This is a genomic window from Geodermatophilus sp. SYSU D01186 (assembly GCF_054050215.1).
In genome coordinates this window covers 174091-187058 of record NZ_JBJGYW010000001.1, presented here as the reverse complement: position 1 = coordinate 187058, position 12968 = coordinate 174091, and the positions used below count along the sequence as shown (strand labels likewise).

20 protein-coding genes are annotated in these 12968 nt (G+C 72.2%); 2 read left to right on the top strand and 18 right to left on the bottom strand.

Translation table 11 applies throughout. The features are described 5' to 3' along the window. Positions 1-55: 55 nt before the first annotated feature. Positions 56-886 carry a formate dehydrogenase accessory sulfurtransferase FdhD gene (fdhD, locus tag ACI784_RS01010; RefSeq protein WP_457012265.1) on the bottom strand — a complete coding sequence of 277 codons (831 nt, stop codon included), beginning with the start codon at positions 884-886 and terminating at the stop codon, positions 56-58. Between the two features lie 42 nt (positions 887-928). On the opposite strand from fdhD, the gene mobA reads away from it, so the two are divergent. Together mobA and ACI784_RS01000 are read left to right on the top strand one after the other, a co-directional pair. Continuing rightward, the gene (mobA, locus tag ACI784_RS01005) at positions 929-1540 is read left to right on the top strand and encodes a molybdenum cofactor guanylyltransferase (RefSeq protein WP_457012264.1); all 612 of its coding nucleotides are present in this window, start codon (positions 929-931) and stop codon (positions 1538-1540) included. A gap of 9 nt (positions 1541-1549) precedes the next feature. Then, complete coding sequence (locus ACI784_RS01000; protein WP_457012263.1) at positions 1550-2212, top strand: NAD(P)-binding oxidoreductase; 663 nt, start codon at positions 1550-1552, stop codon at positions 2210-2212. Between the two features lie 2 nt (positions 2213-2214). On the opposite strand, the gene truA is transcribed toward ACI784_RS01000, so the two are convergent. From truA to rplF, 17 genes are all read right to left on the bottom strand, one after another. Then, entirely contained in the window at positions 2215-3054 is an 840-nt protein-coding gene (gene truA / locus ACI784_RS00995) for a tRNA pseudouridine(38-40) synthase TruA (RefSeq protein ID WP_457012262.1), read from the bottom strand. 40 nt (positions 3055-3094) lie between these two features. Then, positions 3095-3478, bottom strand: coding sequence for a hypothetical protein (locus ACI784_RS00990; RefSeq protein WP_456922950.1), 384 nt, complete (start codon positions 3476-3478; stop codon positions 3095-3097). Further along, the gene (rplQ, locus tag ACI784_RS00985; RefSeq protein WP_457012261.1) at positions 3475-4125 is read right to left on the bottom strand and encodes a 50S ribosomal protein L17; all 651 of its coding nucleotides are present in this window, start codon (positions 4123-4125) and stop codon (positions 3475-3477) included. The genes ACI784_RS00990 and rplQ overlap by 4 nt, the downstream gene beginning before the upstream one ends. Positions 4126-4264: 139 nt before the next feature. Continuing rightward, positions 4265-5329 carry a DNA-directed RNA polymerase subunit alpha gene (locus ACI784_RS00980; protein ID WP_456922948.1) on the bottom strand — a complete coding sequence of 355 codons (1065 nt, stop codon included), beginning with the start codon at positions 5327-5329 and terminating at the stop codon, positions 4265-4267. Between the two features lie 147 nt (positions 5330-5476). Beyond that, positions 5477-6103: a 30S ribosomal protein S4 gene (gene rpsD / locus ACI784_RS00975; RefSeq protein ID WP_091213385.1), complete on the bottom strand. Its 627-nt coding sequence runs from the start codon at positions 6101-6103 to the stop codon at positions 5477-5479. A gap of 32 nt (positions 6104-6135) precedes the next feature. Next, a complete protein-coding gene (rpsK, locus tag ACI784_RS00970; RefSeq protein WP_091380976.1) occupies positions 6136-6543 on the bottom strand; it encodes a 30S ribosomal protein S11 in 408 nt (135 codons plus the stop codon). 97 nt (positions 6544-6640) lie between these two features. Next, on the bottom strand, positions 6641-7021 hold the full coding sequence (gene rpsM, locus ACI784_RS00965; RefSeq protein WP_456922946.1) for a 30S ribosomal protein S13: 381 nt from the start codon (positions 7019-7021) through the stop codon (positions 6641-6643). Positions 7022-7035: 14 nt separating this feature from the next. Beyond that, positions 7036-7149: a 50S ribosomal protein L36 gene (rpmJ, locus tag ACI784_RS00960; RefSeq protein ID WP_012950458.1), complete on the bottom strand. Its 114-nt coding sequence runs from the start codon at positions 7147-7149 to the stop codon at positions 7036-7038. Positions 7150-7222: 73 nt separating this feature from the next. Then, positions 7223-7444 (bottom strand): translation initiation factor IF-1, encoded by a 222-nt coding sequence (infA, locus tag ACI784_RS00955; protein WP_012950459.1) that lies wholly within the window; start codon positions 7442-7444, stop codon positions 7223-7225. Positions 7445-7697: 253 nt separating this feature from the next. Continuing rightward, a complete protein-coding gene (gene map / locus ACI784_RS00950; protein WP_456922945.1) occupies positions 7698-8558 on the bottom strand; it encodes a type I methionyl aminopeptidase in 861 nt (286 codons plus the stop codon). Positions 8559-8572: 14 nt separating this feature from the next. Then, the gene (locus ACI784_RS00945) at positions 8573-9202 is read right to left on the bottom strand and encodes an adenylate kinase (RefSeq protein ID WP_457012260.1); all 630 of its coding nucleotides are present in this window, start codon (positions 9200-9202) and stop codon (positions 8573-8575) included. Beyond that, on the bottom strand, positions 9202-10512 hold the full coding sequence (secY, locus tag ACI784_RS00940; protein WP_456922943.1) for a preprotein translocase subunit SecY: 1311 nt from the start codon (positions 10510-10512) through the stop codon (positions 9202-9204). Before secY ends, ACI784_RS00945 begins: the two co-directional genes overlap by 1 nt. 187 nt (positions 10513-10699) lie before the next feature. Beyond that, the gene (gene rplO / locus ACI784_RS00935; RefSeq protein ID WP_456922942.1) at positions 10700-11143 is read right to left on the bottom strand and encodes a 50S ribosomal protein L15; all 444 of its coding nucleotides are present in this window, start codon (positions 11141-11143) and stop codon (positions 10700-10702) included. Positions 11144-11167: 24 nt separating this feature from the next. After that, positions 11168-11350, bottom strand: coding sequence for a 50S ribosomal protein L30 (gene rpmD, locus ACI784_RS00930; protein WP_456922941.1), 183 nt, complete (start codon positions 11348-11350; stop codon positions 11168-11170). A 1-nt stretch (position 11351) separates the two neighbouring features. Next, positions 11352-11966, bottom strand: coding sequence for a 30S ribosomal protein S5 (gene rpsE / locus ACI784_RS00925; protein WP_072919083.1), 615 nt, complete (start codon positions 11964-11966; stop codon positions 11352-11354). Positions 11967-12006: 40 nt separating this feature from the next. Next, positions 12007-12417, bottom strand: coding sequence for a 50S ribosomal protein L18 (rplR, locus tag ACI784_RS00920; protein ID WP_456847915.1), 411 nt, complete (start codon positions 12415-12417; stop codon positions 12007-12009). Beyond that, positions 12417-12956, bottom strand: coding sequence for a 50S ribosomal protein L6 (rplF, locus tag ACI784_RS00915; RefSeq protein WP_456922940.1), 540 nt, complete (start codon positions 12954-12956; stop codon positions 12417-12419). The genes rplR and rplF overlap by 1 nt, the downstream gene beginning before the upstream one ends. Positions 12957-12968: the final 12 nt, after the last annotated feature.

Below are 12968 nucleotides of genomic sequence, written 5' to 3'. Positions count from 1 at the left end.
CGCCGTCGGTCCACCGCCTCGCAGGGCGGCATCCGCCTCGTGCCGGACGGCTCTCCTACTCCGGGAGGACCAGCCGGTCGGTGCAGGTGTAGACGTTGCAGCCGTCGCCGCGGAGGAAGCCGACCAGGGTGATCCCGACGTCGGCCGCCAGCTCCACCGCCAGGGACGACGGCGCCGAGACCGCGGCCAGCACCGGGATGCCGGCCATCGCCGCCTTCTGGGTCAGCTCGAAGCTGGCCCGGCCGCTGACCATCAGCACGTGCCCGGCCAGCGGCAGGCCGCCCGAGCGCACCGCGTCCCCGACGACCTTGTCGACCGCGTTGTGCCGGCCGACGTCCTCGCGCAGGGCCACCAGCTCGCCGTCGGAGGTGAAGAGGCCGGCGGCGTGCAGCCCCCCGGTCTTGTCGAACACCTGCTGGGCCGCGCGCAACCGGTCGGGCAGCGCGAGCAGCGTCTCCAGCGCCAGCCGCGTGCCGTCGCCGGCGACGTCGTACCGGGTCCTCGTGCGGATCGCGTCGATGCTGGCCTTGCCGCACACCCCGCAGGAGCTGGACGTGTAGAAGTTGCGGTCCAGCGCGGTGTCGGGCGCCGCCACACCGGGGGCCAGGTCGACGTCGACGATGTTGTAGGTGTTGCGGCCCTCGGCGTCCACCGAGTCGCAGTAGCGCAGGCCCAGCACGTCGTCGCTGCTGCCGATGACGCCCTCGGTGAGCAGGAAGCCGTGCACCAGGTCGAAGTCGTGCCCGGGCGTGCGCATGGTCACCGCGAGCGGCGTCCCCGACAGCCGGATCTCCAGCGGCTCCTCGGCCGCCACGGTGTCCGGGCGGGTGGTGCGCGCCGCGCCGCGGATCCGCAGCACCGGCGTCCGGCTCGTGACTCGTCCCACGGAGGGCGACGGTACCCACGTGCGGCCCCTACGGTTCGCGGTGTGTCCTCGCTGCCGCCGTACGCCGCCGTCGTCCTCGCCGGCGGCCGCGCGGCGCGGATGGGCGGCCAGGCCAAGCCGCAACTGGACGTCGGCGGCCGCCCGATGCTCGCCGCGGTGCTGGCCGCGGTCGCCGACGCCGACCCGCGGGTGGTGGTCGGCCCGCCGCAGCCGGTGCCGCCCGGCGTCGTCGTCGTCCGGGAGGAGCCACCCCGTGGCGGCCCGGTCGCGGCCATGCGCGCCGGGCTCGCCGCCGTGTCCACCGGCGTCGTCGCCCTGCTCGCCGGCGACCTGCCCTTCCTCACGCCCGGGCTGATCCGGGCCCTGCGGGAGCGGCTGACCGGCGACGGGGTCCTCGTGGTCGACGACACCGACCGCGACCAGCTGCTGCTCGGCGTGTGGCGCACCGACGCGCTGCGCGCCGCGGTCGCGGACGTCTCCGGCCCCACGTCGGTGCGGAAGGTCCTCGCCCCACTGGCGGTGCGCCGCCTGCACCCACCGGTGCAGCCGGGGCAGCCGCCACCGTGGACCGACTGCGACACCCCCGCCGACCTGGCGAAGGCCAGGGCCGCGGCCGTCCGGCTGGCCCGGGTGCGCCGAGGCCACCGGGGGTAGGCCCGCGCCATGCGCATCGCCATCGCCGGAGCCCACGGGCAGGTCGCCCGCCGCCTCGGCCGCCTGCTGTCCGCCCGCGGCGACACCGTGGTCGGCATCGTCCGCGACCCCGGCCACCAGGACGACCTGCGCCAGGACGGCGTGCAGCCGGTGGTCCTCGACCTCGAGCAGGCTGCCGTCGACGACGTGGCCGGCGTGCTCGAGGGGGCCGACGCGGTCGTCTTCGCCGCGGGCGCCGGGCCGGGCAGCGGCGCTGCCCGCAAGCACACCGTGGACAAGGGCGCCGCGCTGCTCCTGGCGGACGCCGCCGAGCGGGCCGGCGTCCGCCGCTACCTGCTCGTCTCCTCGATGGGCGTGGAGCAGGCCCGCCGGGGCACGCCGCCGGGCATGGACCCGGTCTTCGCGACCTACCTGCAGGCCAAGCTGGCCGCGGAGGACGCCATCCTGCCGCGCCCGGCCCTCGAGACGGTGGTCCTCCGGCCGGGACGGCTGACCGACGACCCCGGCACCGGCCACGTCACCCTCGCCCACGGCGTCGAGTACGGCGAGGTCCCACGGGACGACGTCGCCGCGGTGCTGCTCGCCTTCCTGGACGACCCGCGGGACGGCGCGGTGGTCGAGCTGGTCAGCGGGACGACGCCGGTCGCCGAGGCGGTCGCCGGCATCCCCTGACCTCAGTCGCGGCGGGCGCGGGTGACCTGCGCGCGGGCGGCGAGCTCGGCGTCGGGCGGGTAGTCCACCGCGACCAGGGTGAGCCCGCCGGCCGGGGCCACGGGGACCTCGCTGGCCCGCTCCGTCCGGGTCAGCAGCCCGGCCGGCCACTCCGGCGGGCGCCGCCCCTCCCCGACCGCCAGCAGGGCGCCCACGAGGCTGCGCACCATCGAGTGGCAGAAGGCGTCGGCCGACGCCCGCACGAGGACCAGGTCGCCGTCGCGCTCGACCGACAGCCCGAGCAGGGTGCGGATGGTCGTCGCCCCCTCGCGGCGCCGGCAGTAGGCGGCGAAGTCGTGCTCGCCGAGCAGCAGCCCGGCAGCCAGGTGCATGGCGTCGGCATCCAGTCGGCGCGGCCACCCCACGGTGTCCGCCCGACGCAGCGGCGGAGGACCGGCGTCGGCGTCGGTCAGCCGGTAGACGTAGTGCCGGCGAAGCGCACCGAAGCGCGCGTCGAAGTCCGCCGGCGCCTCGTCCACCCCGTGCACGGCGATGTCCGGCGGGAGGACGCCCCTCAGCCGGCGGACCAGCCGCTCCCGCTGCTGCGCCCAGGCCGATCGCGGTACGTCGACGTGGGCCACCTGCCCGGTGGCGTGCACACCGGCGTCGGTGCGCCCCGCGACGGTCAGCTCGACGGGGCAGCGCAGCACCGTCGTCAGCCCGGCCTCCAGGTCGCCCTGGACGGTCCGCTGAGCCGGCTGACGGGCCCAGCCGTGGAGGGCGGTGCCGTCGTAGGCGATCCGGAGCCGGAGACGGACGAGCCCGCCACCGGGGACGGTGGCGGGCTCGTCGGTGTCGTGCACGGTGCGGGTCTGTGCACCCCGGGACGGAGTGCTCAGCGGATCACTCGGGGTCGCGAGCGGTCTCGCCGCCGGGCGCCTGCAGGCTCGCGGTCGCGGCGTCACCGAGCTCGGCGGCGTTGACCTCGGCGGCCGCGGCGTCGGCCACGTCGGGCGACACGTTGTCGCCCTCGACGACCACGCCGTTCTCGGCGGTCGGCTCGCGGGTGACGTCGCCGTCGTCCTGGCGCTCGCCGTCGGGGCTGAAGACGTCGCTGACGATCTGCTGCGCCTCGTCGTCGACCTGGCCGCCGGTCACGGCCGGGGAGGTGTCCCCGCCGGGCCCGGTGGTCTCGCCCACGAACGTCGCACCCTGGTCACCGCCGCTGGCGGGCACTCCGGAGGCGCCGGCGCTGCCGCCCTCGCCCGGCTCGGCCCGGTCGCTCACCTCGGGCCGTCCGTGCCCTCGGCGTCGGCCGGGGACTCGGCGTCCTCGGCCACGGCCTCGTCGGCCACGGTCGCGCCGTCCGCCGCGGTCTCGCCGTCGGCCGCGGGAGCCTCGGCGTCGGTCGCCGTCGCCTCGGTGGTGCCGGCGTCGGTCGTCTCGGCGGCGGTGGTGTCGGCGTCCTCGAGGGCGTCGGCGGTGACCTCACCGGAGGCGGCGGCCGCGCCGGCGCCGGAGGCGAAGCGGGTGCCGCGGGCGCGCTCGGCCTCGCCGACGGCCTCCTGGGCCACGGTCAGGCCCTCGACCAGCTCGATGACGGCCATGGGGGCGTTGTCGCCCTTGCGCGGACCGACCTTGGTGATGCGGGTGTAGCCGCCGGGACGGTTCGCGAAGCGAGGCCCGATCTCCGCGAACAGGGTGTGGACGACGTCCTTGTCCCGGATGGTCGTCATGACCTGACGACGGGCGTGCAGGTCACCGCGCTTGGCGAAGGTGACCAGCTTCTCGGCCAGCGGGCGCAGCCGCTTGGCCTTGGTCTCGGTGGTGGTGATCCGCCCGTGCTCGAACAGCGACGTGGCCAGGTTGGCCAGCATCAGCCGCTCGTGCGAGGGGGACCCGCCGAGACGGGGGCCCTTGGTGGGGGTGGGCATGTCGGTCCTTCCTCAGGCGGCCGGGCGGTCGGTGCCGGGCTGCATCATCCGTGGTGCTGTCGTCGCTTCAGTGTGGCTGCCCGGACGACGGCGCCGGACGGCGGGTCGCCCCGCCGTCCGGCCCGGACAGCTGCGCAGCTCAGAGCTGCTCGGTCTCCTGGTAGGACCCGTCGCTGTACTCGACCTCGGCGTACTCGCCGTGCTGCTGGTACGCGTCGGTCTCGTAGCCCTCGTCGTAGCTCTCGACCGAGGTGGGGATGAACCCGGGCGGGCTGTCCTTGAGCGCCAGGCCCATGGCCGCCAGCTTCATCTTGACCTCGTCGATCGACTTGGCCCCGAAGTTGCGGATGTCGAGCAGGTCCGCCTCGGAACGGGTGACGAGCTCACCGACGGTGTGCACGCCCTCGCGCTTGAGGCAGTTGTAGGACCGGACGGTGAGGTCCATGTCCTCGATCGGCATCGAGAAGTTCGCGATGTCGGCGGCCTCGGCCGGGCTGGGGCCGACCTCGATGCCCTCGGCGTCGATGTTCAGCTCGCGCAGCAGGCCGAACAGCTCGACGAGGGTGGAGCCGGCGCTGGCGATCGCGTCGCGCGGGGCGATCGACGGCTTGGTCTCCACGTCGACGACCAGGCGGTCGAAGTCGGTCCGCTGCTCGACACGGGTCGCCTCGACCGCGTAGGTCACCTTGAGGACCGGCGAGTAGATCGAGTCGACGGGGATCCGGCCGATCTCCTGACCCGGCTGCTTGTTCTGCGGCGCCGGCACGTAGCCGCGGCCACGCTCGACGACGAGCTCGATCTCGAGCCGGCCCTTGCCGTTGAGGGTGGCGATGTGCAGCTCGGGGTTGTGCACCTCGACACCGGCCGGGGGCGCGATGTCGCCGGCGGTGACCTCACCGGGACCCTGCTTGCGCAGGTACATGGTCACCGGCTCGTCGGAGTCGGAGCTGACGACCAGGCCCTTGAGGTTGAGGATGATCTCGGTGACGTCCTCCTTGACCCCGGGCACGGTGGTGAACTCGTGCAGGGTGCCCTCGATCCGGATGCTGGTGACAGCAGCGCCGGGGATGGAGGACAGGAGGGTGCGGCGCAGGGAGTTGCCGAGGGTGTAGCCGAAGCCGGGCTCGAGCGGCTCGATGACGAACCGCGAGCGCTGCTCGGAGAGGGTCTCCTCGGTCAGCGTCGGGCGCTGTGCGATGAGCATGGGTGTTCTCCTCTGGATCCTCCGGCGCCCGCCATATGACGCCGTGAGGGGGGTGGTGCAGGCCCCGGCGGACATCGGTCCGCCCGCCGGGGCCGTCGGCCCCCTGCAGGGTCCCTCCGCGAGCGGAGGGGCAGGGGGTCCTCCTGCTTACTTGGAGTAGAGCTCCACGATCAGCTGCTCCTGGACCGGGGTGTCGATCACCTGACGGGCCGGGACGCTGTGCACGAGCACGCGCAGCTGGCTGCTGATGACCTCCAGCCACGGCGGCACGGGGCGCTCGCCGGCACGGGCCTGGGCGACCTCGAAGGGCAGCATCCGCCGCGACTTCTCGGCGACCTCGATGATGTCGTTGGCGCTCACGCGGTACGACGGGATGTCGACCTTGCGGCCGTTCACCCGGATGTGACCGTGGCGGACCAGCTGGCGGGCCATGTCGCGGGACTCGGCGAAGCCGGCCCGGTAGACCACGTTGTCCAGGCGCGACTCGAGGATCTGCAGCAGGACCTCACCGGTCTTGCCCGACTTCTTGTTCGCCTCTTCGTAGTAGCCGCGGAACTGCTTCTCCAGCACGCCGTAGATGCGGCGGGCCTTCTGCTTCTCACGCAGCTGCAGGAGGTACTCGCTGTCCTTGCTGCGGCCCCGGCCGTGCTCGCCCGGCGGGTAGGGCCGGATCTCGATCGGGCACTTCGGGGACTCGCACTTGCTGCCCTTGAGGAACAGCTTCATCTTCTCGCGCCGGCACATGCGGCAGTCGGCTCCGGTGTAACGGGCCACGTTTCTCTACCTTCGCTCTCGTCGGTGGCCGGTCAGACCCGGCGGCGCTTCTTGGGGCGGCAGCCGTTGTGCGGCTGCGGCGTCACGTCCTGGATCTGGCCCACCTCGAGGCCGGTGGCCTGCAGGGACCGGATGGCGGTCTCGCGGCCGGAACCCGGGCCCTTGACGAAGACGTCGACCTTGCGCATGCCGTGCTCCTGCGCCTTGCGCGCGGCGTTCTCCGCCGCCATCTGCGCGGCGAACGGGGTGGACTTGCGCGACCCCTTGAAGCCGACGTGGCCGGCGGAGGCCCAGCTGATCACGTTGCCCGTCGGGTCCGTGATCGACACGATCGTGTTGTTGAACGTGCTCTTGATGTGCGCGGCGCCGTGGGCGACGTTCTTCTTCTCCTTGCGGCGGACCTTCTTGGCACCAGCCGCAGTGCGAGCCCTGGGAGGCATGTCTCTCCGGTTTCCTTCAGTTCAGTGGCCAGATGCGCGCGCGGTGCGCGCCGCCGTTCCCGCCCTCACGGGTCGCCACGACGGCGCGCACTGCGGCTTACTTCTTGCCGGCCTTCTTCTTGCCGGCGATGGTCTTGCGCGGGCCCTTGCTCGAGCGCGCGTTGGTGCGGGTGCGCTGACCGTGGACGGGCAGTCCGCGGCGGTGACGCAGGCCCTGGTAGCAGCCGATCTCCACCTTGCGGCGGATGTCGGCGGCCACCTCGCGGCGCAGGTCACCCTCGACGCGGAAGTGCTCGTCGATGTAGTCACGCAGCTTCAGCAGGTCCTCGTCGGTGAGGTCCTTGGCGCGCAGGTCGGGGCTGACGCCCGTCGCGGCCAGGGTCTCCTTCGCGTGGGCCTTGCCGATGCCGTAGATGTAGGTGAGCGCGATCTCCATCCGCTTCTCGCGGGGGAGGTCGACGCCGGCCAGTCGTGCCATGTCCAGGTACTCCCTCAGCCCTGCCGCTGCTTGTGGCGGGCGTTGTCGCAGATGACCATGACCCGGCCGTGCCGGCGGATCACCTTGCACTTGTCGCAGATCTTCTTCACCGACGGCTGGACCTTCACCGGTGCCGCCCCTCATTCCTGTCGATCGTGCGCCGGACGCACCGGCCCCCGATGGGGCGGCGCGCAGCGGCGGTTACTTGTACCGGTAGACGATGCGACCGCGGGTCAGGTCGTAGGGCGAGAGCTCCACGACCACGCGGTCCTCGGGCAGGATGCGGATGTAGTGCTGCCGCATCTTGCCGCTGATGTGGGCGAGCACCCGGTGCCCGTTCTGCAACTCGACCCGGAACATCGCGTTGGGCAGCGGCTCGACGACGCGACCCTCGACCTCGATGGCCCCGTCCTTCTTCGCCATGCCCTACACGGCCTCCCGTACTCGGTGGTGCTGATGGTCCTCGCGCGACCACGCCGGAGCCCGGCGGTCACACTCGGCTTGTTTGCAGAACAGGTGGTGCAGACGTCCCCGCGAGGGCGCCCTGGGTCATGCGGCCACAGCACGACGACAGGACGGCGCGAACGCCGTCGTTCACTGTACCCCGCTCCGGCGCGCCTCTCCAACCCGGCTCCGTGTGATCCGGGAGGCTGGAACGCTGCCGCAGACGGCGATCTCAGGTGCGGGGCGTGATCCCGAAGGGGGCCAGGCCCGCGACGCCGCCGTCCTCCGCCGTCAGGACCCAGGGCCCCTCGGGGGTGATGGCGACGGTGTGCTCGAAGTGGGCCGCACGCGACCCGTCCTTGGTGACCACGGTCCAGCCGTCCTCGAGCTCGACGGTGGCCGGATCGCCCACGGTGACCATGGGCTCGATCGCCAGCGCCAGCCCGGGCACCAGCTTCGGCCCGCGCCCGGCACGGCCGTAGTTGAGCACGTGCGGGTCCTGGTGCATCTCGGTGCCGATGCCGTGGCCGCCGTAGTGGTCGACGATCCCGTACGAGTGCTGCTCGCTGGTGATCGCCTCCTCGACGGCGTGGCTGATGTCGGTCAGCCGGCCGCCGGCCAGCGCCCGCGCGAGGCCGGCCCACATCGAGCGCTCGGTGACGGCGATCAGCGCGGCGTCCTCGGCGGAGGGCTCCCCCACCGTCACGGTGACCGCGGAGTCCCCGTGCCAGCCCTGGAGGATCGCGCCGCAGTCGATCGAGATGTTGTCGCCCAGGGCGAGCGCGCGGTCCTCGTTCGGGATGCCGTGCACGATCTCGTCGTTGATCGACGCGCAGATGCTGCCCGTGAAGCCGTGGTAGCCCAGGAACGACGGGATGGCGCCGGCCGTGCGGATGTGGTCCTCGGCGATGGCGTCCAGCTCACCGGTGGTGACACCGGGCCGGACCGCAGCCTTGACCGCGGCGATCGCGCCGGCCACGACCAGGCCCGCGGCCCGCATCAGCTCGATCTCGTGCGGGGTCTTGATCTGGATCATCCGTCCACTCCACTTCGCCAGCAGCGGGAGCCGGCCGAGGAGTCCGGCGGCCGTCATCTGCGCCGCCGTCCTCAGCCCGCGGTGGGCTGCCCGGTCGGCACGTCCGGCTGCCCGTCGCCGCCGGCCTGCCCGAGCGCGCGCATGGCCCGCTCGGTGACCTCCTCGACCGCCCCGATGGCGTCGATCCGCGTGAGCAGCCCCTCGGCCTCGTAGAACCCCGACAGCGGCTCGGTCTGTTCCCGGTACACCTGCAGCCGGTGCCGCACTGTCTCCGGCTTGTCGTCCTCGCGCTGCACCCACTCCCCGTCGACCAGCATCCGCCGGCCGGAGAGCCGGCGCACCAGCTCCTCCTCCTCGACGACGAGTTCCAGCACGCGGTCCAGCCCGTGCCCGAGGTCCTGGAGGGAGGAGCGCAGCTGCTCGGCCTGGGGGATGGTGCGCGGGAAGCCGTCGAGCAGGAAACCGCCCTTGGCGTCGGGCTCGGCCAGCCGGTCCCGGACCATGGCCACGGTCACCTCGTCGGGCACCAGGTCCCCGGCGTCCATGAACACCTTCGCCTGCAGGCCCAGCTCGGTCTGCCCGCTGACGTTGGCCCGGAAGATGTCCCCGGTCGAGATCGCCGGGACGCCGAGACGGTCGGCGATGATCTGCGCCTGGGTGCCCTTGCCCGCGCCCGGAGGGCCGAGCAGCACGACGCGCACTACTTCAGGAACCCTTCGTAGTTGCGCTGGTTGAGTTGCGTCTCGATCTGCTTCACCGTCTCCAACCCCACTCCCACCATGATCAGCACCGCGGTCCCGCCGAACGGGAAGTTCTGGTTCTGCCCCTCCTGCGTCAGCGAGAGGAACAGGTTGGGCAACACCGCCACCAGGCCCAGGTAGATCGACCCGGGCAGGGTGATCCGGGACAGCACGTACTGCAGGTACTCCGCGGTCGGCCGGCCCGGACGGATGCCGGGGATGAAGCCGCCGTAGCGCTTCATGTCCTCGGCCCGCTCCTCCGGGTTGAACGTGATCGACACGTAGAAGTACGTGAAGAACACGATGAGGCCGAAGTAGACGGCGATGTGGACGGGGCTGCTCTGGTCGATGACGTAGTTCTCGAAGAACCGCCGCACCGGACCGGTCTCGTCGCCCTGCAGCTGGGTGATCAGCTGGGGCAGGTAGAGCAGCGACGACGCGAAGATGACGGGGATGACGCCGGCCTGGTTCACCTTCAGCGGCAGGTAGGTCGACGTCCCGCCGTACATGCGGCGACCGACCATGCGCTTGGCGTACTGGACCGGGATCCGGCGCTGTGCCTGCTCGACGTAGACAACCGACGTGATGATCACGACGGCCAGCAGGCAGACCAGCGCGAAGACGAAGCCGCCGCGGGTCTGCAGGATCGCGCCGCCCTCGGCGGGGATGCGGGCCGCGATCGAGGTGAAGATCAGCACGGACATGCCGTTGCCGATCCCCTTCTCTGTCAGCAGCTCGCCGAGCCACATGATGACGGCGGTACCGGCGGTCATCGAGATGACCAGCACGACCGTCGTCCAGATGGAGTCCGACGGGATGATGTTCTGCGAGCAGTTGGGGAACAGCTGACCGCTGCGGCCCAGGGCGATGACGCCGGTGCTCTGCAGGATCGCCAGGGCGATGGTGAGGTAGCGGGTGTACTGGGTCAGCTTGGCCTGACCCGACTGCCCTTCCTTCTTCAGCTGCTCGAAGCGCGGGATGACCACGACCAGCAGCTGGACGATGATGCTCGCCGTGATGTACGGCATGATCCCGAGCGCGAAGATCGACAGCCTCAGCAGCGCGCCGCCGGAGAAGAGGTTGACCAGCGAGTAGAGGTCCCGCTGGTCGGAGGCCTGCGCCTGCTCGAGGCAGCTGTTGATCGCCGCCACGGAGACCCCTGGCCCCGGCACCTGGGCGCCCAGCCGGTAGACGGCGATGATCGCCAGGGAGAACAGCAGCTTGCGCCGGAGGTCTGGCGTCCGGAACGCCGCGGCGAACGCCTGCAGCACGTGCCCTCCCCTACTCGGTCGGATGAGGTTAGCAACGAGTGGAACGGGACCGGCCGAGGACCCGTCCCTGCGGGGCGCCGTGCGCCGCCCCGCCCTGTCGTGGCCCGGCGCTGCGGCGCCGTGGCCGGGCAGCAGACGACCCCCGGGGGCGTCTCGCGGAGAGACGCACCCCGGGGGTCATCGGCCGTCAGATGCGGGTGGTGCTGCCCCCGGCCGCGCTGATCTTCTCGGCGGCGGACGACGAGAACGCGTGCGCGTGCACGTGCACCTCGACGCCACCCAGGTCGCCGGTGCCCAGCACCTTCACCGGCTGGCCACGGCGCACGGCGCCGGCCTCGGCGAGGGTGTCGGGGTTGACCGAGCCGCCCTGGGGGAACAGCGCCGCGATCCGGTCGAGGTTGACGACCTGGAACACGACCTTGTTCGGGTTCTTGAAGCCCGAGAGCTTAGGCAGCCGCATGTGCAGCGGGGTCTGCCCACCCTCGAACCGCGCGGAGGTGTTGCCCCGCGCGCCGGTGCCCTTCGTGCCGCGACCGGCGGTCTTGCCCTTCGAGCCCTCACCGCGACCCACGCGGGTCTTGGCGGTGTGGGCGCCCGGGGCCGGACGCAGGTGGTGGACCTTGAGAGTCATGAGATGTCCCTACTCAGCCGCGGTTCAGCTGATCTCTTCGACGGTGACCAGGTGCGGCACCGTCGCGACCATCCCGCGGATCTCGGGACGGTCCTCCTGCACGACCGAGTCGTGGATCTTCTTCAGACCCAGCGAACGCAGCGTCTGACGCTGGTTCGGCTTGGTCCCGATCGCGGACCGGATCTGGGTGACCTTCAGCTGCGCCATGTCAGACCCCCTGGCCCGCACGGGCACGCAGCATGGCCGCGGGAGCGACGTCCTCCAGGGGCAGACCGCGGCGGGCCGCGATCTCCTCGGGACGGACGAGGTCCTTCAGCGCCTGCATCGTGGCGTGCACGATGTTGATCGGGTTGGAGGACCCGAGGCTCTTGGACAGCACGTCGTGGATGCCGGCGCACTCGAGGACGGCGCGCACCGGACCACCGGCGATGACACCGGTACCCGGGCTGGCCGGCTTGAGCAGCACGACACCGGCAGCCGCCTCACCCTGCACGGGGTGCGGGATGGTGCTGGCGATGCGCGGCACCTTGTAGAAGTGCTTCTTGGCCTCCTCGACGCCCTTGGCGATCGCCGCGGGCACCTCCTTGGCCTTGCCGTAGCCGACGCCCACGGTGCCATCGCCGTCGCCCACGATCACCAGGGCGGTGAAGCTGAAGCGCCGACCGCCCTTGACGACCTTGGACACGCGGTTGATGGCCACCACGCGCTCGATGAAGTTGCTCTTCTCGGCAGGCGCGCCGCCGGGCCCCCGCCCGCCGTCACGACGGTCGCGGCGGTCGTTACCGCCGCCGGCGCCGCCGCCGCGTCGCTGTGGTCCTGGCATCAGACGTCCCTCTCGATCTGCTCGTTCGCGGTGTAGCTCATCAGAAGTCCAGACCGCCCTCGCGGGCGCCGTCCGCCAGCGCCGCGATGCGGCCGTGGTAGCGGTTGCCGCCGCGGTCGAAGACGACCGCCGCGATGCCGGCGGCCTTGGCGCGCTCGGCGACCAGGGCCCCCACCTGACGGGCCAGCGAGGACTTGTCGCCCTCGGCGCCGCGCAGGCTCGGGTCCAGGGTCGAGGCGCTGACCAGGGTACGGCCGACGGTGTCGTCGACCACCTGGACGTGGATGTGCCGCGAGCTGCGGTGGACCACCAGGCGCGGGCGCTCCGGCGTGCCCGAGACCCGCTTGCGCAGCCGGTTGTGCCGGCGCAGGCGGGAGACCCGCCGTGCGGTGCTGATGTCGGTGCCGACGGGCTTGTGCACCCGAGCGGCAGCCTTCTCGGTCTGTGCCATCACTTACCCGTCTTCCCGACCTTGCGCTTGACGACCTCGCCCTGGTAGCGCACGCCCTTGCCCTTGTACGGGTCGGGGCGGCGCAGCTTGCGGATGTTGGCCGCGACCTGGCCCACCTGCTGCTTGTCGATGCCGGCGACCCGGATGCGGGTCGGCGACTCGACGGTGAAGGTGATGCCCTCCGGGGCCTTGACCGGCACCGGGTGGCTGTAGCCGAGGGCGAACTCGAGGTCCGAGCCCTTGGCCGCGACGCGGTAGCCGACGCCGACGATCTCGAGGGTCTTGGTGTACCCCTCGGTGACGCCGGTGATCATGTTGGCGATCAGGGTGCGCGACAGCCCGTGCAGGGCCCGGCTCTCCCGCTCGTCGTTGGGGCGCTGCACGCTGAGCGTGCCGTCCTCGCCGCGCTCGACGGTGATCGGCGCCGCGACGGTGTGGGTCAGCGAGCCCTTGGGGCCCTTCACGCTGACCGTCTGACCGTCGACGGAGACGTCCACGCCACCGGGCACGGGAATCGGGAGTCGTCCGATCCGTGACATCTTCTCGCTCCC

Coding starts and splice junctions, on each gene's coding strand:
- rplO (WP_456922942.1), bottom strand. CDS start 11,143: ATGACTCTCAAGGTCCACCACCTGCGTCCGGCCCCGGGCGCCCACACC.
- rplQ (WP_457012261.1), bottom strand. CDS start 4,125: ATGCCCACCCCCACCAAGGGCCCCCGTCTCGGCGGGTCCCCCTCGCAC.
- rplR (WP_456847915.1), bottom strand. CDS start 12,417: ATGGCACAGACCGAGAAGGCTGCCGCTCGGGTGCACAAGCCCGTCGGC.
- rpsM (WP_456922946.1), bottom strand. CDS start 7,021: ATGGCACGACTGGCCGGCGTCGACCTCCCCCGCGAGAAGCGGATGGAG.
- rpsE (WP_072919083.1), bottom strand. CDS start 11,966: ATGCCAGGACCACAGCGACGCGGCGGCGGCGCCGGCGGCGGTAACGAC.
- rpmD (WP_456922941.1), bottom strand. CDS start 11,350: ATGGCGCAGCTGAAGGTCACCCAGATCCGGTCCGCGATCGGGACCAAG.
- rpsK (WP_091380976.1), bottom strand. CDS start 6,543: ATGCCTCCCAGGGCTCGCACTGCGGCTGGTGCCAAGAAGGTCCGCCGC.
- ACI784_RS01000 (WP_457012263.1), top strand. CDS start 1,550: ATGCGCATCGCCATCGCCGGAGCCCACGGGCAGGTCGCCCGCCGCCTC.
- rplF (WP_456922940.1), bottom strand. CDS start 12,956: ATGTCACGGATCGGACGACTCCCGATTCCCGTGCCCGGTGGCGTGGAC.
- infA (WP_012950459.1), bottom strand. CDS start 7,444: ATGGCGAAGAAGGACGGGGCCATCGAGGTCGAGGGTCGCGTCGTCGAG.
- ACI784_RS00980 (WP_456922948.1), bottom strand. CDS start 5,329: ATGCTCATCGCACAGCGCCCGACGCTGACCGAGGAGACCCTCTCCGAG.
- map (WP_456922945.1), bottom strand. CDS start 8,558: ATGACGGCCGCCGGACTCCTCGGCCGGCTCCCGCTGCTGGCGAAGTGG.